The organism is Paenibacillus sp. Y280 (genome assembly GCF_056786335.1).
This window is the reverse complement of the sequence record NZ_JBXCIW010000011.1, coordinates 70677-96021: the sequence shown is the minus strand read 5'-3', so window position 1 is coordinate 96021 and position 25345 is coordinate 70677. Positions and strand designations below refer to the sequence as shown.

Here is a 25345-nt window from a genome sequence, read left to right as displayed (position 1 = left end):
TGTACGCATAGCCTAGGGCGAATCAACCCAGACTGGCCACCCTCCGTTAATAACTTTCAAATCCCTTAAAAGCTTATCATTTATTTATTATCGTAGGTCAGTTCCGAAGTTAAGCTGCTCTTTTTGATTTTATTGGCAAATGGAATAATGACAACGCATGCTATTCCAATCATTATGATTGAAGTCATTGTTACTAATTTGAAATCAAATCGTGGTTCACCGCTGTCAATTAGGCCGATAATATAAGTTGATAGAGTACCCAGCCCTAAACCAAGTACGATACCAATCGTTAAATATAGAATAACCTGGGTCAGTATAATTTTAAGTAATCCTATTTCTGTTACAGATATTGTCCTTAGAACGGCGAATTCCCGTCGTTTGGAATGTACGTTATGAATAAGCATATTGCAAACGCCCATCATTACGCTGATCAAAATAATTATTAATACTGCAACATAGATCGACCAACGTTGAGCATAACTTTCATTAGATTGTTCAAGAGCCTGTTCATAACTGCTCACTTGTAATTGACCTGGGTATAGACGCTTCAATTCTTCCAGTTGCGTTAGTGTTCGCTTCTGATCACTAGAGCTCAGAAACGCTTTTTCGAATACGTTAGACGTTCTATCTACACCTGTATAGCTCCAGTCCATAACAGCATCGTGATATGAACCCTGCATTTGATCCGTAATGGCTGTTACAACTACAGTTCCGATCGGTACCGTTGCTTGTTCAGACTCCGAATAAACCTCCAATTCAATTGGATCGTCAATGCTTATTTGGTATCGATCTGCTATTGCTCTAGTTATGACGATGCTATCGCTTAAGTCTTCATGGGATCGTAATTGAAAAAAACCTTGCTCTTCCATCTTCTTCAAATCCACTAATCTATAGCTAAAAGAAACAGCGTGTTTAGGCCTTTTTAGATAGGCTGAAGAAGCAGTACTCATAGAACTTATTTCTTCTATATTGGTTAACTCAGTTATTGATTTCTTTAAATCGTCATTGTTTATAGTAGAATCGTGTCCTTGTCGGCTTTTTATCACAATATTTGTTGGGAACTGTACCTTCAAGTATTGCTCTTCATTCGATTGAACAGTTTTGAACATGGCAGAGCCCAAAACTGTAATCATAATCATCAAGCTAATCGTCAAAATAATAAAGGTATTCTTTCTTATCTGAGGAATAACATTTTTGATTGAAACATATGACAGGCTGCCTAATAGGTTTTTTAGTATGGGTGCGATTCTACCCATGAGGGATGGTAAGTAGACAGGAAAAAGCCTGAATACCCCAAGAGTTAGCAAGAAAGCTGTAAGCAAGAAGTAGGCAGCCTCTGTTCCACTTGCTGTTTTAACAAATGCAGTTAGCAACATAATCACACCACTGATTAATAAGGCGTAACCAAGTCGTTTGCCTAACTTCTTACTTGAGAAATCATTATTTTCATTATCTTCTATTATTTTTAAAGGCAGTATTTTCGAACCACGATAAGAAGGAATAATCATAAATAATTGAATGATGGCAACTGCACCTATCATTGCGTAAAACGCAATTTCAAATTGAAAGTGAGCATTACTGCTTTTATATGAAAACAGTGATGCCACCCAACTCTGCGATATACGATTGCCAATAAACGCCAAAACAAAACCCAAACCTGAACCAACGACATTAATTATACTAGATTGGATCCATACAACCTTAAATACTTGCCCTCTTGTTGCTCCTAGTGATCTCATAATGGCCATTTGATTTTTATATTTATACATAAAGGCTTCCGAATTCGAAACTACAAATAGCGATGATACGATAAGAACAAGCACTGACATTACAATCATAAATATATTTAAAGATTGCAAATTGACTTTATAAAATTCTTCCTCCTCAGCCAAGTCGATTCTTAACATCCTATCAATCTCATGTAACTCATTTACTAGCAAGGGGATTACTGATTTTTCTATTGTTTTGATGAGTATATAGGTTGCTTCATTTTCCACGCCAGTCTTTTCATAGACCAAGCGCTTCACTTGTTCTCTTGCTAAAAGAATGATGTCAGTTGTTGCACCGGATGAGTCAAGATCATCCAAGATTTCGATTAAATTATAGTTTATATTCTCTATGTGCACATCATCGCCGACAGTCAAACTTAACGCATCTGCAAGTGATTCATTTACAATAACATCTTGATTGGTTATATTTTTCGTAAAATGATACCGGCTCTTTACGAGAGCATCACTTTCAGCACCAATTGTGTAGATATCTGCGTCCAGTTGATTTAATGTAAGTCGAGTAATGATAACACCGGAGGACTCCTTGACTGTGTTAGAGGAAGTTAACTTTTGAAATAATGCTTTATCCATGATCTTATTTTGTTCTATGTTATAGCCGACTGATAGATCCATGTTGCCGTATATTTTCTTCATATTGTCTTCAAGAGATTGCTTAGCATTACTTGAAAATACCACCATAGTGATGATTATAAACACAGATAACATAATGCTAATAATAGATGACAGGGCCAGAAACCGATTCGCTCGAAAAAATCTAAAAGCTATGCCATTTATTGATTTGATCATAATGCTTTCTCCAAAATCCCTTTAAATTTCTGCAGAATATGATTCATATCTTGCTCATTATGATCGCACACATATTCATCAACAATCTGTCCATCATGGAAAAAGAAGACACGATCCGCGAATGTGGCCACAAAGGGATCATGCGTAACCAAGATAATGCTTTGATTAAATTTAGTTTTCAAGTTTACCAGTACTTGAAGAATATCGTTTGATGTATTAAAATCCAGATTTCCAGTAGGCTCATCAGCTAAAATGATTGGCGGAGAGGTAATTAAAGCCCTTCCAATGGCAACTCTTTGCTGCTGTCCTCCAGAAAGTTGTACTGGCCTATGCTTTCTCCATTTCTCCAAACCAACTAATTCAAGCATATGCGATACTGACCTATCGATTTCATCTGGATTCACATCCTTCAAAATCAAGGGCAACGCTATATTTTCTTCAACGGACAAATCCTTTAACAGATTATAGGATTGAAATATAAATCCAATATTCTTACTTCGGAAATGAGTAGCCTCAGGCTCAATAAACATATTCTTATTCATATAGCCATTCAGAGCGATCGTACCTTCATCGGGACTGTCTAATGCTCCTATTAGATTCAACAATGTACTCTTTCCTGACCCGCTAGTACCCATCACTGCAATAAATTCGCCTTTATGTAAGTCAAATGTTGTTTTTCTTAGTGCTTTTACTTTATAGCCGAATCCAATGTATGTTTTAGAGAGATCCCTTATTGTAAGCACTACATCATTGCTTTGCATAGCTCGTCCTCCTCAGTATTTGTGTTTTTATTCTCATACAGTTGCAATTGAGATATATACATCTCATAATATAACCCTTTATGGTCAATAAGTGTTTGAAAATCTCCTTGTTCAACTCATAGGCAATCTATTCTTTATTAAAAGAATTTTATAAAAAGACTTTAATTTACATTTTAATAGTATAAAAACCACTTCCGAAAAGTCAATTATCATTTTCCGAAAGAGGATCTGCGTACCGCAAAATACGAAATCGAGTATACGCCTCCATACTCTGTATTTCATATCGCTGGATCGATATACTCCTCTAGTTCTTTTCTTCAATCTCAATCATTACTGGGTTCTTCGGACCGAACTCCACTCTCTCCAACTGTCGTTTGAGCATAGCTTTCAGAAACAGGAAATTATGTCTGTTCAGAGCATAGGAATGCCCGAGCTTCATTGACCGCCCTCATACTTCAACAAAAACCTCAGTCTGCTCAGACTGAGGTTTTTACTGTATCCATTCTATTCGAACAACCCTTTGGTTAGCCAGCTAGGCTACTTTTGCAGAAGACGTTTCAGTTCTTCATCCACACGTGCGCTGCGCTGCTCTTGTTGCTGATCGCCGCCATATCTACCTGTGTCTACGCCGTAAGAACCTTTGGCAAGCTCGCTTTGCGCTTCCCATTCCATTACCTTCATTTCGATCCGCTCGAAGCCTCTTGCGGCTGAGCTTCCATGAAAGGATTCCGCTGATCTATGGCCCTGTGTTCCAGCAGTAGTCTGCTGTACACGGGAAATTAGCTCTGTACGCTTTCCTTGAAGGCGGACTTTCTCTTCCTTCAACGTCTGAACATGCTGTTCAAGGTCAAGCACGGCTTGCTTGGCAAGCTGCTGCAGCCTCATCGACTCTTCGGCTTGCTCCTGATAGAGGAACTTAGCCTCAAGCGCCATACGGGCATCAACCTCGCGGTCCGTAGCTGCTGCTTGCTCTGCTTTGCTTCCGTAGTAACCAACTTGCTCGTTCAAATCATTGAGCTTTGCTTGGAGCATGCGCTCCTGTACTTGCTGTTGTTCCATCGTGCGTTCCGCTTTTGCAATTTCCTCGTCTAAATCTCTCAAATAATGATTAAGCATCATAACCGGATTCTCGATTTTGTCCAACATCTCGTTGGCCGCTGCCTTCGTCATGCTAACTACACGCTGTAAAATTCCCATTTTTTCATCTCTCCTCGAGTTGTATTAAGTCGCAGTCTAATAGCTGAAATGATTTGCCTTTGGCACAAACAACGTAGTGATAAAGTACCCCAGTATTACTGCTCCACAGCTAAAGAGCGCCGCAATAACGACCAGCAGTCTGATAATAGTTGGATCAACACCTAACCATTGACCGATACCTCCACAAAGACCTGTAAGCTTGCTATCCGTTGTTGAACGAAACAATTTTCTCATATTCAATCGCCCTTTCTTGTTCCTCGTCTATAGCTTTATTCTAGAGATAATCTTGTGTATGGGTAACGGTCCCCGGTCTGTTTTGCGAACTAGGCTTTTGGCGGGGACGATCTGCGACATCTGACGGGGAAGCGAAGAATGGATTTACCACGAGTTGTAGAAATGAAGGCTGTAAAGTTGCTTAACGGCTTAATAAAATGAAAGACTGCCTTGCAGCAAATCGCTTACATACTTGATTGCAGGTTGTTGCCCATATAAAAAAACCGCCCTGTTGCTGGGCGGTTACTAAAAATACAAATATGTATTCGGGATTCGGTAAAACTAGAAATTGCCCGAGAAAAGGTGATCTAAGCAGCAATGATTCCATTAGTACGCAGTGCAGATTGAGCATGTTCATCCGCTGGATGGTATCCTTTTTTCAACAATTCTTTAATATATATTTTGTTATATATAAAGGAAAATACGATTCCTGGGATCCATGCTCCCAATCCCGACGTGAATACTCCAACTGCTGCCGAGATAATAAACATAATTACAGCCCACTTCAAATCGCCCCTGAATAGAGCTGGGAAAAACCCAAATAAGAGCGTAGTCCAACTGAACCCGACTTTCACTTCTTTCAATCCACCCGCAGAATTCATCAATCTTACATGCATAAGTATAATCCCCCCTATTAATAAATGATTTCCCAATTCTATCATAATTGTAGGTATAAAGCATCGTTTTTTTCGACACATTTTTTAAAAAATAGGAAAATAAGCATAGGACGTTAATTTGAAACTGCCAAGCTTAGATTCTGGACAATTATGTTAATTTCCATTGACATGGATTAATGGATTAGTGTACTATTTCACTAGTACAATATTTCATTATTTAAATTCAGTTTAAGGGGAGATTTTAATGTCCGCACAGGCAGCCTTATTCAGAAAGGATTTTCAATTGACAAGAACTGTTTTTTTCATAGGGCTTGTCATTAACTTCTTGGTTTTATTATTAACGTTGTACGCAGAGGAGATAAAAAAATGATTTCAAACAGAAAAACCGCAATCATTGTCGGGGTGTTATTTATACTAGCGGCCGTTTCGTCAATTGTAGGTCTCCTTTTATATGATCCTATTCTAAATGGTCCGGATTACCTGACTGCAGGCTTTGAAAATAAAAACCAGGTGCTGCTGGGAGCTCTTTTTGAGTTAATTCTTGTCTGCTCAGCTATAGGCACTTCAATTATGCTGTTTCCCCTATTAAGAAAACAAAATGAAAGCATAGCTCTTGGGTATGTCTGCTTTAGGTTTCTTGAAGCCATTATTATTACGGTTGGCATTGTCAGCGTACTATCCCTATTGACCTTAAGTCAGCAATTTGTAGAAACAGCCGCATCGAATGCTTCCTCTTTTCAAACCTCAGGTACATTATTAAAGGCCGTACATGACTGGACCTTTATGCTTGGACCTAATTTTATGCTTGGCATAAACACGATGATGTGCAGTTATTTGCTCTATAAATCAAAACTCGTTCCCCGATTTATATCCGTCATGGGTCTTACTGGAGCGACACTCATTTTTATCGCAGCCTTGTTAGAAATGTTCGGTATTATTCTTCAACTTTCAACATGGGGAGCCATTTTGGCGATTCCAGTAGCTTCTTATGAAATGACTTTAGCGGTATGGCTCATCGTTAAAGGATTCAATTTATCTGCCTTCGCTTCTGAGTCGTCAAAAACGAGCAAGCAAATAGTAGTAAACCAAGAAATACAATAATTCGTTATTCAAATTCAAATTAAGGGGAGATTTAAATGTCCGCACGGACAGCCTTATTCAAAAAAGATTTTCAATTGACAAGAACTGTTTTTTTCATTGGGCTTGTCATTAACTTCTTGGTTTTATTGTTAACGTTATACGTGGATATGAATACGGGTGACAACCTATACCTATTCATCCCCTTGTTAGCTGCTATTGTGCTCCATGTTTTTTATCTTCCGATTATCTTGTTTATCAGCTTGAAAACAGAGGCCGATAAGCTGCATCTCTGGCTGCATAATCCCCGACCGGCAGCCGCCCTGCTCCTGAGTAAAATTTTGAATGGAATGGCCATGATGGCTGTATCTTTAGTTACTCTATATTTGATGGCGGGATTGCTGATTATTTCAAAGTTCCATTTAATTGAAGCGTATTGGACGGATACCTTGAAGGCGGCATTGTTGGTTTTTGCTCATCTTTTTATAATCTCTATTATGATCAGTACCTTCGTGATCCTCTTATGGTCCATATACCACGCACTTAAATATAGAATTGGACGTTGGACCTGGTTAGCGCTTCTTGGCGCGGTCATCATACCTAGCTGGGTAGGTGCCTTATTCGATTCCTCTAAACCATATCAATTATTAACGCAGTGGATAAGCTTGGAGATGAATTTTCCGACATTCTCTATAGAGCCTATACCCGCCTATGCGGGAGAATATCTGTATCACTTTATTTTTACCATTGGACTATTTTATTTGAGTGCCTGGATCATTGACAGGAAAGTTGAGGTGTAACGATGGAATGGATGAATTTAATACTTCAAAACCAATCTATCTGCAATTGGCAGATCGGATCAATCGACTAATAGTTAGCCAAGAATTAAAAGCAGGCGATAAGCTTCAATCTGTTCGCGATATGGCGTTATCCTACAACGTCAACCCGAACACCATTCAGCGTACTTACAGCGAGCTGGAGCGTGAGGGCATTTTGGAAACAAGAAGAGGTCAAGGAACTTTCGTAACAGAAAATGAGGATCGACTGATCAAGCTGCGCGGGAATTTGAAAGAAGAACAGATTCTAACGTTTGTTCAGGTCATGCAGGAAATGGGATACAGCTCACATGAAATGATCTCAGGACTACAGAACCATTTAAACAAAATGGATAAAGGAGATGCGTAATGTGATTGAATTGACTAATGTTTCAAAGACGTTTATGAATCGTCCTGCAATTAGGAACATTTCATTGAAGCTCCCCTTGGGTAAAATCATAGGCATTGTGGGCGAAAACGGCAGTGGAAAATCAACACTTTTGAAGCTTATTGCAGGACTTTCGCAGCCGTCGAGCGGTACCATAACCGTTAATGGAGAAATGGCGAATCGAAGAATCAGCAGGCTCGTTTCTTACTTGTCAGGGCATGATTCCTTCTATTCCATATTCACAGTAAGAGAAGCGCTGGCCTTTGAGGCTTCGCAGTTCACGGATTTCAATATGGCTAAGGCTGAAGAAATCATGAAATATATGCAGCTAGACCCAGATAAGAAAATCAAAGAGCTTTCAAAAGGAAATCGCAGCCGATTAAAAATCGTGCTTACGCTAGCCAGAGAAGTACCTTACCTTTTAATGGATGAACCGTTATCTGGACTTGATCCGATGGTGCGTCAATCGATCGTGAAGGGAATGATATCGTATATTGATTTGGAATCTCAGACATTAGTCATGACCAGCCATGAGATAACGGAAATCGAATCCATATTAGATAGCTTTATTGCCATCAAAGACGGGTCATTGATTAGAATGACTGACGTTGAGGAATTACATGAATCAGAGGGTCTCGGCATAACGGAGTGGATGAAGAAGACTTATGTCTAATAATACCGTGAAACTTATCACTATCGTTCAAGAAACGGAGAGATAATCAATGAAAGCAAACAAAAATATTGCAAGAATTGTGGGCGTATTATTCATAATTGGGACGCTTGCGGGTATTTTAAGTGTTGTTTTTACAGGAACTATTCTAGATGCTCCGGATTATCTGATTGAAGTTTCTGCAAATGAAAACCGAGTGATCATAGGAGCTCTCTTTCTGTTAGTTATGGGATTTTCGCTTGCTATGATTCCAGTTATGATGTTTCCAATCTTAAAAAAACATAATGAAGCCTTGGCTCTTGGGTATGTTGTGTTCAGAGGGGGGCTTGAAACCGTCACCTATATTGCCATTGCAATCAACTGGCTATTACTAATATCAGTTAGTCAGGAATATGTAAGCGCAGGGTCACCGGATGCTCCATATTTTCAAACTTTAGGCACTTTATTACTAGAAGCAGTTGATTGGATTAATTATAATTTGAAAATCGTTTTTATTCTAGGTGCTCTGATCTTCTACTATTTATTGTATCAAACAAAACTCATTCCTCGATGGTTGTCAGGTTGGGGTCTCATTGCAGCCCTATTGTATTTAGCCGCAGGCTTGTTAATCAGTCCTGATTCGATGAGCCAGGCTGTTTTGATGCTTCCGTTAGGCTTGCAAGAAATGGTTCTAGCGGTATGGCTGATCGTTAATGGATTCCATTTAACTGCAATCCGTTCGGAGTCGGTAGAATCGAAGCAATGAGCTAATAGCAACACACCTATCATAAGGAGGTCCTAAAATGAGAGCAATTGTAGCAACAAAATACGGATCACCTGAGGTTCTTCAGCTCAAAGAGGTCGAAAAACCTACGCCTAAAGACAATGAATTATTAATAAAAGTCTATGCGACAACTGTAAACGTCGGGGACTGTAGAATGCGAAGCTTTAACGTCCCTCCCATGTTCTGGCTTCCCGGTCGAATTGCTTTAGGCTTTAGAAAACCAAGAAATCCGATATTCGGAATGGAGCTTGCCGGTGAAGTTGCAGCAGTCGGCAAGGATGTAACACAGTTCAAGCCAGGTGACCCGATTTTTGCATCGACCTTCAAGGTGAAATTTGGTGCTCACGCCGAGTATAAATGTCTGCCCGAGGATGGGGCTATGGTAAAAAAGCCGAACAATATGACCTATGATGAAGCTGCTACTCTTTCTGTTGGAGCACTTACCGCTCTGTATTTCCTCAAAAAAGGCAACATCCAGCCCGGAAAGAAAGTCTTGATCAATGGCGCATCGGGAAGTGTAGGCACTTTTGCGGTGCAGCTTGCCAAGTACTTTGGGGCAGAAGTCACCGGTGTATGCAGTACCCCGAATATAGAACTGGTAAAGTCTCTAGGAGCAGATAAGGTCATTGACTACGAGCAAGAGGATTTCGCGAAAAACGGCGAGACCTACGATATTATTTTTGACGCGGCAGGCAAGACTACCTTCTCACCATGCAAAGGCTCGCTGAAGAACAAAGGCTATTATCTGCATACGGCAATGGCGGGGTCAGAGCTTAAAGCGCTGTGGTATTCGATGACAACAGACAAGAAAATCATCGGCGGGACAGCAGTCCCAAGCAAAGAAGATCTTGTATTTCTCAAGGAGCTTTCGGAAACGGGCCACCTGAAAACCGTTATTGACCGCTGCTATCCGCTGGAGCAAATCGTAGAGGCGCATCGGTATGTCGATCAGGGCCGCAAAAAAGGAAATGTAGTTGTTACTTTGAGACATAATAATAAGATCTAACATTTTCTGCGTGTGTATGGTGAGATACGTTTTATTTATACACTTAATAGGCCGGTAGCTGCTCGAAAGAGTGAGTGTACCGGCCTTCTTTGTGTCATGTTATTGTCCCGTAAGTTTTTACTCCATTTAATTCTCAATGAACTCACTCCTTTTTTTTGTATTTGTCTCGTAATGCAAAAAAGACTATAAACAAAGAAACAACAGATATTACTATTGCAAGTATTTTCTTCAAAAGAACAATTTCATTAAAGATATTGCTAAACGAATCTAGCAACAAAAAAATAGAAACAATAAACAATATAATTTTAACCGGTTTATTCAACATTTCTCCCTCCTAAACCATTTTTTTGCCCTTACCTCAAGACAGCGAACCTTTTTTCTTCATCTGTCCTTCTATGTTCATTATTTAGGTGAATGAAGATACGTATGAAAGATGCCTAATAAAAGCAGATCGTATTTTTCATGCGAGGGATCGACTAACTTAAAATTCGCTTTTGGCGGGATTGTTAATGTTTCTTTCCATTCCGCCACTACTTTGCCATCCAGTGTAATCTTTCCCCAATCCATCAGAGGTTTGTTTAGCTGATAGCTTTTACTTTCGAATTCAAAGCTCGTTTTTTCCCCCAGATCAAATCGTTTCTTATCTATTAAATGGATTTGGGACGAATCGTTATCATGATAATATCTAATTAAATACTGTCTTCTCTTTATAAAAGACCTAACCTGTTTGGCCTCAACTTTTAAGTTTCCTTCAGCATCAGTAACTCTGTAATCGGCAAAAAGATTCCCTTCCATAAAAATATCAAGAATTTTCATTACAGGGTTCGGATACGTTCTTCGAATGCAGCCAACAATTTGCCCATGCTCATTCGAAACTTCTGCCTCCTGCGTGGAGGAACGATTATATAGTCTGTAATTATACACCTCGTATCAATTCCTTTTATATTAATAATTTCATTTTACTTTATCTTTCTTTATCAATGCCATTTTATTTGGTCCAAAGAAAACTTCAACTATAGGATTCTTTTTAACAAAATGACTATCGAATTGGACTTATTCACGAAAGTAATGGTTTAATATAAGCGGGCTAGGAAAATATGAGGATGAACAATTCGAGGAGGAATAGCCAATGCCGACGGTTCAAGTAGAAGGAAGAGACGCGATTCAGGCAGTTGAAGGTACGAAGCTCGTGCTTGCTTTGGAGGATAGCGGGATCGACATCCTGCACAGATGCGGCGGCAATGTTAAGTGCACGACATGCGCCGTAGAGGTGCTTTCTGGGAATCCGGGAGAGATGGAAGAGGCAGAAGCGACAGTCCTCCGCAACAAAGGAATCGAGGACGCCGCTATCCGGCTATCTTGCCAAATTCGGCTACATAGTGACGTAACGGTCCGGCTTATCAAGACAGCGACTTCTACAGGCTTGGAGCCTGGAACTCGTCCCCAAGAGTGATCGATCCACTTCTTTGTAGCGATATACGGTATTGGAGAAAAAAACGGACCAGATGCAGTAAATACTGCATCTGGTTTTTTTTTTGAGAATTTAAACTCACTGTTTTTACTAGATACGACTTTTTTGGTTTTACTCTTCTCCCCTAGCCACCGGTGCAGCCTTTTATGCTCTTGTAGGCGCGACCCTATACGAGGCTCTTCCGTCCGAGTCTTGTGTCCCCTCGTGAGGCGATAAGCCCCATCCGAATGAAAGGACGGAAGCTAAACGCTGCGCTTCAGCTTCAGACAAGCAGGCGATGACCGTTTCGTTGTCCGGCTCCAGCATAAGCTCCGCTTCTTGCTTCAGCGCGACGAGTATCCAGCTGTGAATGCCGCGGATCGTGTTGTACTTGATTTGGTAGCCGTTCTTCACAGCTTGCGCGAAGGTGTCCGCGTTCTCGTTCGCCAAAGCGGTTAAAGCGGCGTAATCGAAATGGAACTTGCTTTCATCCGTAGGCAGATTGCCGGCCTGAACTCTGCTAATGAGCTCATCATTGGACCAGTCGTATCCCTTCAGCGACTCCAACATCAGGGCATCCCATTGCGATAATTTCGTATCGGGCTTGAATCTGTCAGCCATTCGTGATCTCTCCTTTGTGCTCCGCATGTGAGCAGCTCGATATGCAAAAGACTGCCCCGGTCATCATCGATAACCGGAGGCAGTCTCTTGCCATTATTAAAAAATTACTTGCTCGCTTTGTAGGCGTTTAGGAATTCTTTCACTTTCGCCGGATCGGCTTTCAGCTCCAGGCCTGTGTCGACAAGCGGGCTAAGCGTGGAAACAGCTTTGAATTTATTGCCGTTGTAGAAAGACAAGATCTCGTCCTGATTGATGGAGTAGAGAACGGCCTTCCTAAGGTCGGCGCTTTCCGCGACAGGGCGGCTTTTCGTATTGAACAGCAAGTAAGAAACAGCGTTGCTCTGTACCGTTTGAAGCCCCAGCTTGCTGTCGCCCTTCACGACGTCGAATTTTGTCTCGGATACGCCGTAGTAGATATGAATCTCGCTGCTGCGAAGCGCGGACAAGCTGCTGTCTGCGTCTTTGATGAAGCGGATCTTAATATTGGCGATATTCGGCTCATGGTCCGTGCCAGTCATATAAGCTGGGTTTTTGTGGAAGATCGCCTCGTAATCGTTTTTGGAGGACAGGATGTAAGGACCGCTCGTATACAATGTATTGTTGTACGCGCTGCCTTCCGTTACCGTGTTTTGGTCGCCGTAAGGAATATCTTTGTTCACGTCGAATTTAGCCACGTCGTACGTATTGATGCTCTCTACCTGTTTCTTGGACACGATGCCTGCCGATTGGTGAGCCAAATAGTTCAGCACTTGAGGGAAAGGCTCTGTCGTCGTAAGCTTAACGACTTGGTATTTGCCCTCTTTGTTGTTCGCTTGCTTCTTGTCCGATACGAGCTCGGATATTTTTGTTCCAAGGCCTTGCTCAAGAGCGGATTTCACGCTGTCGCTGCCGCCGGAGAGCTTAACGGCTTCCAGTGCTGCGGCATCCGTAACCAGCTCCACGTTTTTGATATGCTCGTGAAGAGTGAACGTACGGTGGTCAGGCACGGAGTTTTTGTCCTTCGCGCGGTTCAGCGAGAAGATGACATCGTCAGCACCAACGCGTTCGCCTGTATCTGCTGCTAGCTTGTTTTTGATTTGGGCAAAATTGATATTGTCTCTTAGGATGAAGTAATAGTCGGAATTGCCTTCGGCAATGGCATGATTGTATGACAAGGAGCCTTCCGAAGTGATTTTATCATCATCTGTCAGGTTCACTAACCGAACGTACATATTGGTATTGATAATATTGATGGAGCCGTCGTTGCCTTTGATCGGATCAAGCGACGTCAGCGTTGGCATAGTCGACTGAAGCACTTGCGCATCCTTACCGCGCTTCGCTGTGTCTTTAAAGTCGACGTCTTCCCACGGAAGGGAACGGGACTTCGAGATGCGTACGGAGTCCTTGTTCAGTACGTCCTGGTTCAAAGCCTGTGCTTTAAGCGAGTTGTACAGCGGCACGATATAAGCTTTGTCGAAGACCAGCTTCTGATCGAATTGCTTGTAAGTTTCCGTGTACTTTTCTGGCGTTTGAGCACCGGCGGCATCAATCAAAGTATCGATCTCTGGATCGGCAAGGATGCTGTAGTCTCCGCCTGTCTTGAAAAGCGAGCGAACCGCGTAGTCGGGATTTCCGGTAACGGTAGTCCAGCTGGACAAGGCGATGTCATAATTGCCGGCGTCCTGCTGCGATTTGAAGCTGCCGTAATCGGCCTGTACATTCAATTTAACGTTAAATCCGTTTTTTGCAAGCTGGTCGCGAACGATGTTAAGGTCAGCCTCGTTGGAGCTCATGCCAAGCAGCTCTATGTCCACCGGATTGCTGTCGACGACAGCTTCCGTTCCTTGCGTTGGCGATGGCGATTCCGCCACGTCGTTTTTAGTCGTTAATTTGCAGCCGCTGAGCATAATCGAAAGGCTGATTAGCAACAAAGCGGCGAATTTTCCTTTGTTCTTCATGGTATTCTCCTCCTGGGTTATCGTTATCTTGTATGTTAACTCACATTCAGTTATCGTCCGTTCATGTCTCGCAACGTAGAAGTCGATGGAATATGAATGAGGTTAAAAAAAAGGGATTGAAGCATTAATCCAGCTTCGGATCAAGCGCGTCGCGCAAGCCGTCGCCAAGGAAATTGAACGAGAGCACCAGCGCGATAATCGCAAGTCCCGGATAAACGGCCGTAAAGGCATGCGTCTCGAGATAGGCGCTTCCGAGCTTTAAAATGTTGCCCCATTCTGGAATATGCGGCTCTACTCCGAGCCCCAAATAGCTCAAGCTGCTGGTAGAAATAACCGCGGTGCCAATCGTCAGCGTAGATTTTACGATCATGGGTGCGATGGAGTTGGGTACGATATGCTTGAACAAAATGGTCCGGTCGCTTGCGCCGAACGCCCTGGCGGCCTGTACATATTCCAGAGTGGATACGAGCATGACATTCGCTCTCATCGTCCGGGCATACGTCGGTATCGCGCCTACGCTCAATGCCAAAATCAAATTGACGGTGCTTGCGCCGAATGCCGCAATAATGGCAATGGCAAGCAGAATGCCCGGTATCGCATAGAGGATATCGAGTATTCTCATAATGATGTTGTCCGTGTGCCGCCCGTAATAGCCGGAGACCGCTCCCAGCACGCCCCCGATCAGGACGGGTATGAGCGTTGACAACAGACCGACGGCCAATGAAATGCGTGCTCCGAAGACGATACGCGAGAACAGGTCTCTTCCGAAGTTATCCGTTCCAAGCGGATAGGCCAGCTCAGGAGATTGAAGAAATAAGCTGTAGTTGTTCTCGATCGCAAGCCCGTAATCGAAGGTCAGATAACTGGTTATGGACAACGTGAGCAGGAACAAGATGAAGAGCAGTCCCAGCATGGAAGTCGAGCTTCTCGACAGCCGCTCCACGACCTCCCCCAGCTTGGAACCGGATGTATAGCCCTTATCCCGCAGCTTGGCAATCAGCAATAGTCCAAGGAATAAAGCGAACAAATTGCCGGACACCGAAGTTAAAATAAGAATGCCGGCAACTAATCCCATCCAGCGCGGCATAACCGCTTTCTCCGCGTACTTGGCAACCAGGAGCAAAGCTGCAAGCTGCAGGATCGCGGCAACGATCAGCAGGAACATGCCTATTAGGAAGCCGTTAGCCACATAGGGCTTGAACAGGTTGAGGGCAGACACCGCGAATACGAGCAAGGTCGTAAGCAGCGAGTAAACGGCTAGCGTGTAGGCCGCGCTTTTTTTCTGCTTAATGAGCTGGAATGCAGTAGTTGCAACGAACACGTTCGCGGTTAGAATGCTTAACAGCAGCACATAACCTAGCAACCTTGTGGAACGTCTAATCGCGCCGAACCGGATAAGATCTCTTCGAATGTGCGCCCATACCGCCAGCTCAAGCAGCGCGAAGGCGAAATACGCAATGCTTACGATGAGTACTGCTGGCTTAAATGACCCGTCGCCGGGAACATAACTGTTTAGCAGAAGAACAAGCGCCAGAGCCAGGGATACGATGCCGGCGAAGCTCGCTTGGCCGTATTCTTGGCTTGATTTCAGCCTGAACCTGACTTCTTGCTTGGTGATAGTAGAATTCGTCAAGAGTAGCACCTGCTTTAGTATTGTTTCATTTTCGAACGGATTCTAGGATCAAAAAACGCATACAGCAAATCGACGATAACGTTCACGATCGAAATGGTAATGGCTGTATAGACGACCCCGCCCATCACGCTAGGAATGTCAGGAATGAATTGTTTGTCCACGATATAACTGCCTATACCGCTAATATTGAAAACTTTCTCCGTAACCGCCGCTCCGCCGAGCATACCGCCGAACTGCAGGCCGATGACCGTGATAATCGGGATTAGCGCATTGCCTACGGCATGCTTCCATATCACATGCTTTCGGGCAAGCCCTTTGGCCCTGGCGGTCGTAATGTAATCCTCATGGATGACCTCCAGCGTCGATGAACGTGTCATGCGGGCTACGGCAGCCGTTAGACCAGTACCGAGAACGACGATCGGCATAATCGCGGACAGCCAGTTTTCGGGGTTATACGTTGCAGGCAGCCATGGCAGCTTAATCGAGAAATTCAAAATAAAAATAAGAGCCTGCCAAAAATTCGGGATCGATAATCCGAGCAAGGCAATGAACATAAAGCTATAGTCAAAAAAAGAATTAGGCCTCGTAGCCGAAACAATGCCGATTGGCAGAGCGATTAAAACGGCGATCAGCGTCGAGATAACCGTTAACGTCAGCGTCACCGGAAATTTACTCGCGATAGCTGCGGTCACGTTCTCGTTGCCTGCGAAAGACTTGCCAAGATCGAAAGTAAGGATGCCTTTAAGCGTGTCCCACAGCTGGACAAGATAAGGTTGATCCAGACCGTACAGATGGTTGAACGCTGCGATTTGCTCGGCGGTCGCTGTCTCGCCTAATAGATTAGCCGCTGGATTCATCGGCGATATATATAGGATCGTAAAAACGAGAAACGCAACTCCGAAGATGACGAATATAGCCATCACCAATCGTTCCGCAACGTATTTCAAGTAAGGCATAGAGTAGATTGCCATCAATAGATACATAGGGAAACCGATAATTATCGATAATGCAAAAAAGGCCGGATTCAAGGCTAACGCTTGATATGTATCGCCAAACGAAAACTTCAGTCCGCTCTCGCCGGCAAGCCGTTTCTCCAGCTCATGGCTGAACGTTTCATTGAATTTGATCTCAGCCATCCGACTCGCTTCCAGCTCGGTCTGCTCTGCGCTGACGGTTTGCCCGAAGAAACGGTGCTTGCGGATAAGCTGCTCCTTAGCCTCAAGCACCAGCTTATCCCGGTACCCGGTCGCAAGCAGCTTGTTCCTCGTCTCCTCGGCGATAGCTTTGTAGCCGTACTTGGATTTACGATATTGATGAACGCCATACACGATTACGGATACGGGTGCTCCTAGCAGCAATATGAGCAGACTGTAGGCCGGATGTAGTAACATTTTGCGGTAGATGGCGGCAATATGATCAACAAAGCCATTACCCGTTGCAGTTGCATGCCCTTTCAAGCTAGTCCGCTTCCTTTCATTCTAGTAATTTTAAATTGCATTATCCCGATCAATATAGTAGATTTTATTTTAAGTATTGGAATATGTCAATAACTTATAAATTGTCCACTTACTTTTTTTCATTATACATGATATAAGGAGTATGAAGTAAAAACAAGCATTATACTCATTTAAAATTATTGGAAAACCACAGAATTGCAGGTGCATATATGGATATATTATTGCAAGTTAACGATTTATCTGTTTCTTTTTTTACACGTGACAAAGAAATAGAAGCAGTCCGTCATGTCAGCTTTGAAGTCCGTAAAGGCGAGACACTGGGAATCGTAGGCGAATCCGGAAGCGGCAAAAGCGTTACCGCTCGTACGATTATGAGACTCCTGCCCTCTCCTCCTTCCATGGTGAAAAACGGCGAGGTGCTTTTTCAGGGCCAAAACCTTGCCTTTAAAACCGACAAAGAAATGGAGGCCATACGCGGAAGGGATATCGGGATGATCTTTCAAGATCCCATGTCCTCCCTTAATCCGACGATGCGAATCGGCAATCAAATTGAAGAAAGCTTGATCAAGCATCGAAAGCTGGACAAGAAGCAAGCCCGGACGGAAGCGATTGAGATGCTGAAGCTCGTAGGCATTCCGAACAGCGAAGCCCGCTATCATCAGTATCCTCATGAATTCTCTGGCGGGATGCGTCAGCGGGTCATGATCGCTATTGCGTTAGCGTGCCGCCCATCGCTGCTTATTGCGGACGAGCCGACAACGTCACTTGACGTTACCATACAAACACAGATTCTTAACCAGATGAAGGATATTCAGAAGCAGCTCGGTACCTCCATCATTTTAATTACGCATGACCTCGGTGTCGTGGCCGGCATGTGCGACCGCGTCGTCGTGATGAAGGACGGGGAAATCGTCGAGACGGGGTCAACGGAGCAAATTTTTGCAAATCCGCAGCATCCATACACCGTTAAGCTTCTCAACGCATTGCCGCGCCTCGACGAGAAGAAAAAACCGAAGACCGTGCCTGCTATCGTTCAGCGGGAAGAAGGTGTGCCTCTGCTGCAGGTTCGCGCCTTGAAGCAATATTTTGACATGGGAAAAGGACAGATTGTTAAGGCGGTTAATGATATCAGCTTCGATATACAGGCAGGCGAGACGCTTGGCGTGGTAGGTGAATCGGGCAGCGGCAAGACGACGACCGGCCGCTCGATTCTCCGCTTAAATGAAGCGACGGGCGGCGAGGTGCTCTTCAAAGGCATTCCGCTCCAGCAATTAACCCGCTCGGAGATGAAGACGATAAGACGGCATATGGGTATCATCTTCCAAGACCCGTACGCATCCCTGAATCCAAGACTCCGCATCATTGATATTATTGGCGAGGCGCTTGACGTGCATGAAATAACGACCACCAAGCGGGAGCGTCAGAGGCGTGTCGAGGAGCTGCTGGAGATGGTTGGGCTAGACCCGTCTCATGCCATGCGGTACCCGCATGAATTTTCCGGCGGACAGCGACAGCGGATTGGCATTGCGCGAACGCTGGCCGTGGAGCCGGAATTTATCGTATGCGACGAGCCGTTGTCCGCCCTCGACGTGTCGATTCAAGCCCAGATCGTGAAGCTGCTGGAGGAGCTCCAGCAAAGGCTCGGCCTGACGTACCTGTTCATCGCCCATGATCTATCTATGGTGAAGCATATTAGCGACCGCGTCGCGGTGATGTACAAAGGGAAGATCGTCGAGCTGGCCGAAAGCGAGGAGCTTTACGCCAACCCGATCCATGCCTATACGAAGTCGTTGCTGGCAGCCATTCCGGTACCCGATCCCAAGGTTGAATCGCAGAAGAAGCTAGTGCCCCATGAGGAAGCTTCCAAAGCTGATCCCTATGGTCTCGAACACTCCGAATTCGTGGAAGTGAGAAAGGGGCACTGGGTAGCCGTTGCAACCGGCTAAGCAGGCAATTCTATTTAGAGCAAAAAAGAACCGAGACCCGCAAGATGTACTCCATCTTGCGGGTCTCGGTTTTATATAGGTGGGCTATGAAGCTACAACCACCATTACTCTCACCCAAGGCTAGTAACCAGATGCGATGTATTCAAATCTTGCATACTGCAATACACCTTTCGGCTCGCACTCTTCCCCCACCGCAACCGGATTCCCCTCATCAGAACTCCAATCACTCCAGCTGGCAACTAACTTTGCAATTGACCCAGAGCACTTCTAAATCGCCCAATGATACCATCCCCAAATAAAGCATCACCGCGATTACTTCTTCAGCAGAAGATACAGGAAGTAAGGTCCTCCTATGATCGCGACCATAATGCCAGCTGGAATGCCTGCCGGATCGACGAGATTACGCCCAACGGTATCGGCGAACAGTAGCAGCCAACCTCCCATCAGGACAGCGAGAGGGACGAAATATTGGTGGCGGCGCCCTACGATCGCCTTGGCGATATGGGGAGCCATCAGGCCTACGAATGCAATTCCCCCCGTGACGGATACCGCCGCAGCGGCAAGTGCAACGGCACTCCCGAGCAACAACAGCCGGTCCCGGTTGATGGAGACGCCCGCCCCCACGGCAACCACATCGTCCATTGCCAGCAGGTTAAGGGCGTTCGACTTGTATAGCGTGTAAGGAAGCAGGATCGCAAGCCACGGCAGCAGCGACCATACGAATGGCCAATCCGCTCCCCAAATGTTGCCCGCCAACCATTTCGCAATAAAATCGACCTTCCTGTAATCGGCCGAGGAGATCAGGACAATCATCAAGCCGGACAATGCCAGCGCGAAGCCTATTCCGACGAGTACGAGCTTAACAGGCTGCAGCCCTGTTGTTCTGGAATAAGAGAACAAGTAGATTAAAGCGGCCGTCGCCAGCGCTCCTCCGAACGCGACAAGCGGAAGCACATAAGCGAACGTCTGTGGATCGAGTGGAAAATAAAGAAAAAATGCCGAAATCGCCACGCCGGCTCCCGCGTTAATGCCGATGATGCCGGGATCGGCCAAGTCGTTCCGCGTAATACCTTGTAGGATTGCCCCCGACAGAGCCAGCGCCATGCCAGCCAACAACGTCACGGCAATACGCGGCATACGGATAGAGAACAACACGAGATTTTCCTTAGTCGTGCCATGTCCAAGCAGCGCCTGGAATAACCGTTCGAAGGAAACCGAACCGGAGCCGATGCTTATTCCAACAACGATCGTCACGGCTATGAGCAGCAGCATGGCAATGAAGACGACAACTTGCTTTTGCACCTTCGCGTTCTTCAACATCATAGCGACTTCACTCCTTTACGCACGACGAATAAGAAGAACGGGAGTCCGAGCACCGCCATAATTGCCACGACCGGCGTCTCGAACGGCGCATTGAGCGTTCGGCCAAGAGTATCCGCCATTAGCATGAAAGTCGCTCCCCAAATGGCCGACATCGGAATGAGCGCGCGATAATCGGTCCCAAACAGTGCTCTTACCATGTGAGGAATCATCAACCCAATGAATGCCATGTTTCCAACGAGCGCGACGGCCGCACCGGCCAGCAATATAATTAGAATGTAAAATATAGCCTTCACGTATGCCGTTCGAAGCCCCAAGCCGACGGCGGCTTCTTCGTTCAAGCTTAAAATCGTGAGCTGCTTAGACAAAACCATAGCAACAAGAAGGGAACCGACGATGATGGGGCTAATCGCTTGAATCTGCCCCCACGTCGTGCCGATCAGCCCACCCGCTGTCCACATCGTCACGTCTTTGGACGTTTTGAACAAGAGACCGATTCCATCCGATATGGCATACAGAAATGCAGACACCGCCGAGCCGGCCAGCACGATCCGAAACGGAGACAAGCCGCCTTTCTTTACCGCTCCGATGCCGATTACGAGAAACATGCCAAGCGCAGCTCCGACGAAGCAGACGAGCATGATGCCGTAATAATCCATCGCTGGCAACAAAGCAACCGCGAGAGAGAGCGCCGCTTTCGCTCCCGCGGTTAGTCCGAGAAGCCCGGGGTCGGCTAGCGGATTGCGCGTCAAACCTTGCATGATTGCGCCAGCTACCGCAAGTGCAGCGCCGACAAGCACGGCCGCCACTTCCCTCGGGTAACGGATTTCCCGGAGCATCGCGATTTTATCGTCCCCGCCTTGGTTAGTAAAGACAAACCAAAGCTCGCGCAAGGAAACATCCTTCGCGCCGAGCAGCATAGCGAGCGAGAACATGACCCCGAGCGCTGCCAAGCTGACTACGAATTTGATAGCAAAAGACTTGGGATGCCGACTGACAAGCATGTTGCACCTCCTCCTTCAAGGTCGTAACGGGCAAGAAGAAGACCGAGATAGCCTCTATTTTCACTGAGGTATCTCGGCCTTCTCTACCTGCCCATGCGTTACGTGAATGATTATTGCAGGAAACCCTCTTTGAAGATATTTAGCAAATATTCGAGTGTCGTCGGGTCGCTGTAAGTAGCAGCTTCCGTGTCAATCTCGATGACATGATTGTTTTGGACAGCGGGGATTTTCTTCCAAGTATCCGACTCCATGAAGGAATTGTCTCCCGTTGCGCTTCTGCTGAGAACGAGATAATCGCCGGCATAGTCGCTGAGAACTTCAGTGGAGAGCGTATAGTAGCCTGGTCCGAGAGCGTCCGTTTTGACTTTCTCCGGCATGTTCAGACCCATTGCCTGAAACAGCAGCTCGGTTCCGCGCGCCCAGTTGTTGCCGAACACGTAGAAGTTTTTGGAGTCGGTTTCGAAGACCGATACTGTCGCGTTCTCGCCGATCTTCGCTTTGATTTCTTGGCCGATTGCTTCAGCGCGTTGTGTGAAATCATCAATCCAAGCTTTTGCTTCCTGCTCTTTATTCAGCAGCTTGCCGATTTCGAGCTGCTGCGCCAAGTAGTCCAGCTTGCCCCACGTATAGGCGACAGTAGGCGCGATCTCCTTCAGCTTATCAATATTTTTGCTGTTTGCATCGGTGATGATTAGATCCGGTTCTACCTCGACAATCTTCTCGAGATTGTCTTCGGATATAACTTCTACCCCAGACAGCTTCTCTGTGAAGAGCGGATTCTTGTTCGTCCACTCATCTACACCGACGAGCATTCCGTCTAGCGAAAGGACGTTCGGCGCGTTCGTTAGAGCAACAATACGCTTCGGACTTGCCGGCACTTCTACTGGACCGAGCTCGGATTGATACGTAATCGTGCCTGTATTGGCTGCAGGCTCAGTGGCTGCCGGTTCGCTCGCTCCCGGGCTGGCGCTTGGAGACGATGCTTCATTGGTCGAGGCATTGTTTCCGCAAGCGCTGACGAAAATAACAGACAACATAAGAAAGATGGACAGAAGAAATTTTTTATTCATTCTCAAACCCCTTTTATTGATATTGATTCTCAATTTCACTCGAAAATTATTATATCTATCTATAAGCATGCTGTCAACGAAATAAATCGATGTATTTTCTTGAAGACGTTCCGCTATAGAGCTCCCCCTCCCCTCCCCCGTACTTTGAGTACATCTAGCGCATCCAGCAACCAGTTGCCCGCGAAGCGTTCAGTTCAGATCAAGCGAAGCCTTGTGTTCGCCTTCATCTATGAGGGTGTGACGAATACAAACCTGCCACAAATTTCAGTGACAGGTTTGTTTTTAGGATATATGCAGCAGCAGAATGCCAAAGTAACGTTAATTGAATAATCACTATTTCCTCAGTCGCTCTTCCTATTTGCTTCCAGTTCATTCATTAGTTTCAGCATTTAATAAGATCTGTCCATTTGCATAAACAATATCCGATATATAATCGGTTCTCTCCGTGGAAAAATTAGCAAAGTCCGCCATGTTTGAGATGACCGCCGCATATAGGGACAGACTGCCGTCATGATTATCCACGAGGATCATATCCTCATTAAAATGTGTGTATGGTAAAGTTATAATTTCTTTGGCTGCCGGACTAAAATAAGCCACATGAGAACGATGAAGGCCGGAGCCCCATGAATATGTAAAATACAATTCCGATTTCCCGTCACTGTCCATATCGGCTAGAGCCATGCTAGTTACGCCAAGGCCGCCGAACCACTCACCGAGCGGATATACCTCTCCCTCAAATAGCAAATATGATGCGGAGGATTTGTCATATTTGAAAATTGTATAATCAGAGTTTTCTTTAATAGATTCCGGTGTGATGTTATAGCACTTGTCTGATTCATAGACTGATTTGAAATCCTTATGCAAAGCTAGAAAAGCATCGACACCGTCTTGAGTTCCCACGATAGCAGCATTTTCAAGCATTCCCTCATCAAGCTTCGAAATTTTATAAATACTCCAAATATATTCGCTCTTTAGGGTATTGACGTTATCCTTGTGCATTTTCGCGAGCCATACCTCATTGTCCAGCAGATAAAGACGATAACCAGGATCAACGGCCGAATGATTAAGTACGTACTGATAGCGTTCCTTATATCCGGAAATATCAGGAACATTCATGCTAGGCATCATAAAGCTTTCTTTAAAACTCTGCTCATCTAAAGCTTTCCGTTCATAGACAGCCGCCATTTTCTGTTGATTGCCGGCTTCGTCGGTTATGATAAGCGAGTTTTCGGTAAATGTGTAGTACTCCTTAAATCCTTCAAAGGCCCTAAACGAGCTCAGTAGATTCATATACACCTGATCCTCAAAGCGATAGCTGCCGTACGGCTCTCCAGCCTCTTCCAATACCCCATTCACGATTGGATTCGTGGCACAGACGGCAACAGTTAGTATACAGGCAGCGGCAGAGAAGGCAATCACCCGTTTTTTCGGCGCTCTAAACCGAAGGATATTTTTTACGCGCTCCCGGATGCCCGTCTCTCCGAAGGCCAGCGGGCTTGCTGATGGAAAGCGGCGGTTTGCCGCAAAGGAGAGCAAAGACGTGCAATATTCCTTCACGATGCCCGAACCGGCCTCCGACAGCACCTTTTCATCGCAGCTCATCTCCATGTCTTTTGCCATCAATGCGAAGGCAAGCCACGCAAGTGGATTAAACCAGTGAAAGGCAAGAACTACGAAGGCGAGCGGCTTGATTAAGTGATCTTTTCTTTTTAAATGATAGGCCTCATGCTTCAGGATGTAGACGCGTTCCTGCTCCCGAAGCCCAAAGGGGATATAAATTCGCGGCTTGATAAAACCAAGAATAAACGGTGATCGAATGCTGTCGGACTCAAAAATATGGTTATCCAGACGGACTGCTGTGACCATGCGACGTTTCAAGCATAAGTAGGACACGATGCCGTAAATAAGCAATGCAGCGACGCCTGAACACCACAAGATTGTACCGATCTGAATCCATATTTGCAGAGGATTCGCGCTAGCAGCCGGGGTAGCCCGAGGCAGGCTGTCGCTAATCATGACGTTCATGGTCGGTATGCCCACCGTCATCCCCGGATTGTTCATATAGCCGATATCCGCAGGGACATAGCTCAGCGCCGCTTCGCCGCTCTTTTGTGCTGCGGTCATATCAAAGGGTGGAGCATTAAAGATACTGAACTCCGAAGAAATGGACACTGGACATACAAGGCGGAACAGAACAATAGCCCACAACAAATAGGAATATTTCTTCGGAGCTCGTTTCAGCAGCAGACGGATGAGAAGCACGGCGACGATCACATAAGTTGCTGTGAGGGTCATATTGAGTATTTTTAGAAACAACGTTTCCATATACTCACCCCTCCTTATGTTCGTCAATCAGGCGCTTTAGCTCATCAGCTTCCTTATTGGAGAGTGCTTTATTGCCAAAAAAAGATACAAGAAACTGGGGCAGCGAGCCCTCGAAGGTCCGCTCGATAAAATGTTCACTCTCATAAGCCTGTATCTGCTCCTTTGGGATAATGGAGCTTACAATTGTATCCTCATTTTTTAGAAGTCCTTTTTCACACATTTTCCGAAGCACAGTATAGGTGGTGGGCTTTTTCCAGCCAAGTTTTTCTGAACATAGAGTTACCAGCCTTCCCGACGCCACCGGCTCACTCTCCCACACGACAAGCATAAAGCGATAATCACTTTCACATAGCTTCAAGTTGCTCATCATAACCTCCCCTATCTGGTTTAGAGCTATAAACCAATATAACGAGTTTATAACTATAAACCTGAACAGTCA

The 25345-nt window shown here is 45.1% G+C and carries 23 protein-coding genes; 8 read left to right on the top strand and 15 right to left on the bottom strand.

Annotated elements, in window-relative coordinates:
* Positions 1–80 precede the first annotated feature (80 nt).
* The 5 genes from AC1TPC_RS15850 to AC1TPC_RS15830 form a co-directional block, all read right to left on the bottom strand.
* Complete coding sequence (locus AC1TPC_RS15850; protein WP_482067793.1) at positions 81–2576, bottom strand: ABC transporter permease; 2496 nt, start codon at positions 2574–2576, stop codon at positions 81–83.
* Complete coding sequence (locus AC1TPC_RS15845; protein WP_482067792.1) at positions 2573–3337, bottom strand: ABC transporter ATP-binding protein; 765 nt, start codon at positions 3335–3337, stop codon at positions 2573–2575. The genes AC1TPC_RS15850 and AC1TPC_RS15845 overlap by 4 nt, the downstream gene beginning before the upstream one ends.
* Before the next feature lie 537 nt (positions 3338–3874).
* Positions 3875–4534, bottom strand: coding sequence for a PspA/IM30 family protein (locus AC1TPC_RS15840; protein WP_482067791.1), 660 nt, complete (start codon positions 4532–4534; stop codon positions 3875–3877).
* 36 nt (positions 4535–4570) lie between these two features.
* Positions 4571–4768 carry a PspC domain-containing protein gene (locus AC1TPC_RS15835; protein ID WP_482067790.1) on the bottom strand — a complete coding sequence of 66 codons (198 nt, stop codon included), beginning with the start codon at positions 4766–4768 and terminating at the stop codon, positions 4571–4573.
* A gap of 347 nt (positions 4769–5115) precedes the next feature.
* Positions 5116–5424: a DUF2628 domain-containing protein gene (locus AC1TPC_RS15830; RefSeq protein WP_482067789.1), complete on the bottom strand. Its 309-nt coding sequence runs from the start codon at positions 5422–5424 to the stop codon at positions 5116–5118.
* Positions 5425–5790: 366 nt separating this feature from the next.
* Between AC1TPC_RS15830 and AC1TPC_RS15825 the strand changes: the two genes are divergently transcribed.
* Genes AC1TPC_RS15825 through AC1TPC_RS15800 form a run of 6 tightly spaced genes read left to right on the top strand, consistent with a single transcriptional unit; the run spans position 5791 to position 10143 of the window.
* Complete coding sequence (locus AC1TPC_RS15825; RefSeq protein WP_482067788.1) at positions 5791–6525, top strand: DUF4386 domain-containing protein; 735 nt, start codon at positions 5791–5793, stop codon at positions 6523–6525.
* A gap of 35 nt (positions 6526–6560) precedes the next feature.
* A complete protein-coding gene (locus AC1TPC_RS15820; RefSeq protein ID WP_482067787.1) occupies positions 6561–7301 on the top strand; it encodes a hypothetical protein in 741 nt (246 codons plus the stop codon).
* A gap of 7 nt (positions 7302–7308) precedes the next feature.
* A complete protein-coding gene (locus AC1TPC_RS15815; protein WP_482067786.1) occupies positions 7309–7686 on the top strand; it encodes a GntR family transcriptional regulator in 378 nt (125 codons plus the stop codon).
* A 1-nt stretch (position 7687) separates the two neighbouring features.
* A complete protein-coding gene (locus tag AC1TPC_RS15810) occupies positions 7688–8377 on the top strand; it encodes an ABC transporter ATP-binding protein (RefSeq protein ID WP_482067785.1) in 690 nt (229 codons plus the stop codon).
* A 49-nt stretch (positions 8378–8426) separates the two neighbouring features.
* Positions 8427–9119, top strand: coding sequence for a DUF4386 domain-containing protein (locus AC1TPC_RS15805; protein ID WP_482067784.1), 693 nt, complete (start codon positions 8427–8429; stop codon positions 9117–9119).
* Between the two features lie 37 nt (positions 9120–9156).
* Entirely contained in the window at positions 9157–10143 is a 987-nt protein-coding gene (locus AC1TPC_RS15800) for an NAD(P)-dependent alcohol dehydrogenase (protein WP_482067783.1), read from the top strand.
* Between the two features lie 402 nt (positions 10144–10545).
* Here AC1TPC_RS15800 and AC1TPC_RS15795 read toward each other — a convergent pair whose 3' ends face one another.
* The gene (locus tag AC1TPC_RS15795; RefSeq protein ID WP_482067782.1) at positions 10546–11067 is read right to left on the bottom strand and encodes a tubby C-terminal domain-like protein; all 522 of its coding nucleotides are present in this window, start codon (positions 11065–11067) and stop codon (positions 10546–10548) included.
* 205 nt (positions 11068–11272) lie between these two features.
* Here AC1TPC_RS15795 and AC1TPC_RS15790 point away from each other — a divergent pair, with 205 nt between their 5' ends.
* Positions 11273–11596 (top strand): 2Fe-2S iron-sulfur cluster-binding protein, encoded by a 324-nt coding sequence (locus AC1TPC_RS15790; protein ID WP_482067781.1) that lies wholly within the window; start codon positions 11273–11275, stop codon positions 11594–11596.
* Between the two features lie 162 nt (positions 11597–11758).
* Here AC1TPC_RS15790 and AC1TPC_RS15785 read toward each other — a convergent pair whose 3' ends face one another.
* From AC1TPC_RS15785 to AC1TPC_RS15770, 4 genes are all read right to left on the bottom strand, one after another.
* Complete coding sequence (locus tag AC1TPC_RS15785) at positions 11759–12214, bottom strand: hypothetical protein (protein ID WP_482067780.1); 456 nt, start codon at positions 12212–12214, stop codon at positions 11759–11761.
* 104 nt (positions 12215–12318) lie between these two features.
* Entirely contained in the window at positions 12319–14151 is a 1833-nt protein-coding gene (locus AC1TPC_RS15780; protein WP_482067779.1) for an ABC transporter substrate-binding protein, read from the bottom strand.
* 124 nt (positions 14152–14275) lie between these two features.
* Entirely contained in the window at positions 14276–15784 is a 1509-nt protein-coding gene (locus AC1TPC_RS15775; protein ID WP_482067778.1) for an ABC transporter permease, read from the bottom strand.
* Positions 15785–15798: 14 nt separating this feature from the next.
* Positions 15799–17241, bottom strand: a complete 1443-nt coding sequence (locus tag AC1TPC_RS15770) for an ABC transporter permease (RefSeq protein WP_482067777.1) — start codon at positions 17239–17241, stop codon at positions 15799–15801.
* Between the two features lie 209 nt (positions 17242–17450).
* Between AC1TPC_RS15770 and AC1TPC_RS15765 the strand changes: the two genes are divergently transcribed.
* Positions 17451–19187 carry an ABC transporter ATP-binding protein gene (locus AC1TPC_RS15765; protein WP_482067776.1) on the top strand — a complete coding sequence of 579 codons (1737 nt, stop codon included), beginning with the start codon at positions 17451–17453 and terminating at the stop codon, positions 19185–19187.
* Positions 19188–19499: 312 nt separating this feature from the next.
* Here AC1TPC_RS15765 and AC1TPC_RS15760 read toward each other — a convergent pair whose 3' ends face one another.
* The 5 genes from AC1TPC_RS15760 to AC1TPC_RS15740 form a co-directional block, all read right to left on the bottom strand.
* Positions 19500–20507, bottom strand: a complete 1008-nt coding sequence (locus AC1TPC_RS15760; RefSeq protein ID WP_482067870.1) for a FecCD family ABC transporter permease — start codon at positions 20505–20507, stop codon at positions 19500–19502.
* On the bottom strand, positions 20507–21511 hold the full coding sequence (locus tag AC1TPC_RS15755) for a FecCD family ABC transporter permease (RefSeq protein WP_482067775.1): 1005 nt from the start codon (positions 21509–21511) through the stop codon (positions 20507–20509). Before AC1TPC_RS15755 ends, AC1TPC_RS15760 begins: the two co-directional genes overlap by 1 nt.
* Positions 21512–21621: 110 nt before the next feature.
* The gene (locus AC1TPC_RS15750; RefSeq protein WP_482067774.1) at positions 21622–22581 is read right to left on the bottom strand and encodes an ABC transporter substrate-binding protein; all 960 of its coding nucleotides are present in this window, start codon (positions 22579–22581) and stop codon (positions 21622–21624) included.
* Positions 22582–22950: 369 nt separating this feature from the next.
* The gene (locus AC1TPC_RS15745) at positions 22951–24906 is read right to left on the bottom strand and encodes a M56 family metallopeptidase (protein WP_482067773.1); all 1956 of its coding nucleotides are present in this window, start codon (positions 24904–24906) and stop codon (positions 22951–22953) included.
* Positions 24907–24910: 4 nt separating this feature from the next.
* Entirely contained in the window at positions 24911–25276 is a 366-nt protein-coding gene (locus tag AC1TPC_RS15740) for a BlaI/MecI/CopY family transcriptional regulator (protein WP_482067772.1), read from the bottom strand.
* Positions 25277–25345 lie beyond the last annotated feature (69 nt).

What these genes read in the sequence shown, in the direction of transcription:
- AC1TPC_RS15850 (WP_482067793.1), bottom strand. Translation starts at nt 2,576, where the DNA reads ATGATCAAATCAATAAATGGCATAGCTTTTAGATTTTTTCGAGCGAAT.
- AC1TPC_RS15845 (WP_482067792.1), bottom strand. Translation starts at nt 3,337, where the DNA reads ATGCAAAGCAATGATGTAGTGCTTACAATAAGGGATCTCTCTAAAACA.
- AC1TPC_RS15840 (WP_482067791.1), bottom strand. Translation starts at nt 4,534, where the DNA reads ATGGGAATTTTACAGCGTGTAGTTAGCATGACGAAGGCAGCGGCCAAC.
- AC1TPC_RS15835 (WP_482067790.1), bottom strand. Translation starts at nt 4,768, where the DNA reads ATGAGAAAATTGTTTCGTTCAACAACGGATAGCAAGCTTACAGGTCTT.
- AC1TPC_RS15830 (WP_482067789.1), bottom strand. Translation starts at nt 5,424, where the DNA reads ATGCATGTAAGATTGATGAATTCTGCGGGTGGATTGAAAGAAGTGAAA.
- AC1TPC_RS15825 (WP_482067788.1), top strand. Translation starts at nt 5,791, where the DNA reads ATGATTTCAAACAGAAAAACCGCAATCATTGTCGGGGTGTTATTTATA.
- AC1TPC_RS15820 (WP_482067787.1), top strand. Translation starts at nt 6,561, where the DNA reads ATGTCCGCACGGACAGCCTTATTCAAAAAAGATTTTCAATTGACAAGA.
- AC1TPC_RS15815 (WP_482067786.1), top strand. Translation starts at nt 7,309, where the DNA reads ATGGATGAATTTAATACTTCAAAACCAATCTATCTGCAATTGGCAGAT.
- AC1TPC_RS15805 (WP_482067784.1), top strand. Translation starts at nt 8,427, where the DNA reads ATGAAAGCAAACAAAAATATTGCAAGAATTGTGGGCGTATTATTCATA.
- AC1TPC_RS15800 (WP_482067783.1), top strand. Translation starts at nt 9,157, where the DNA reads ATGAGAGCAATTGTAGCAACAAAATACGGATCACCTGAGGTTCTTCAG.
- AC1TPC_RS15790 (WP_482067781.1), top strand. Translation starts at nt 11,273, where the DNA reads ATGCCGACGGTTCAAGTAGAAGGAAGAGACGCGATTCAGGCAGTTGAA.
- AC1TPC_RS15785 (WP_482067780.1), bottom strand. Translation starts at nt 12,214, where the DNA reads ATGGCTGACAGATTCAAGCCCGATACGAAATTATCGCAATGGGATGCC.
- AC1TPC_RS15780 (WP_482067779.1), bottom strand. Translation starts at nt 14,151, where the DNA reads ATGAAGAACAAAGGAAAATTCGCCGCTTTGTTGCTAATCAGCCTTTCG.
- AC1TPC_RS15765 (WP_482067776.1), top strand. Translation starts at nt 17,451, where the DNA reads ATGGATATATTATTGCAAGTTAACGATTTATCTGTTTCTTTTTTTACA.
- AC1TPC_RS15760 (WP_482067870.1), bottom strand. Translation starts at nt 20,507, where the DNA reads ATGTTGAAGAACGCGAAGGTGCAAAAGCAAGTTGTCGTCTTCATTGCC.
- AC1TPC_RS15755 (WP_482067775.1), bottom strand. Translation starts at nt 21,511, where the DNA reads ATGCTTGTCAGTCGGCATCCCAAGTCTTTTGCTATCAAATTCGTAGTC.
- AC1TPC_RS15750 (WP_482067774.1), bottom strand. Translation starts at nt 22,581, where the DNA reads ATGAATAAAAAATTTCTTCTGTCCATCTTTCTTATGTTGTCTGTTATT.
- AC1TPC_RS15745 (WP_482067773.1), bottom strand. Translation starts at nt 24,906, where the DNA reads ATGGAAACGTTGTTTCTAAAAATACTCAATATGACCCTCACAGCAACT.
- AC1TPC_RS15740 (WP_482067772.1), bottom strand. Translation starts at nt 25,276, where the DNA reads ATGATGAGCAACTTGAAGCTATGTGAAAGTGATTATCGCTTTATGCTT.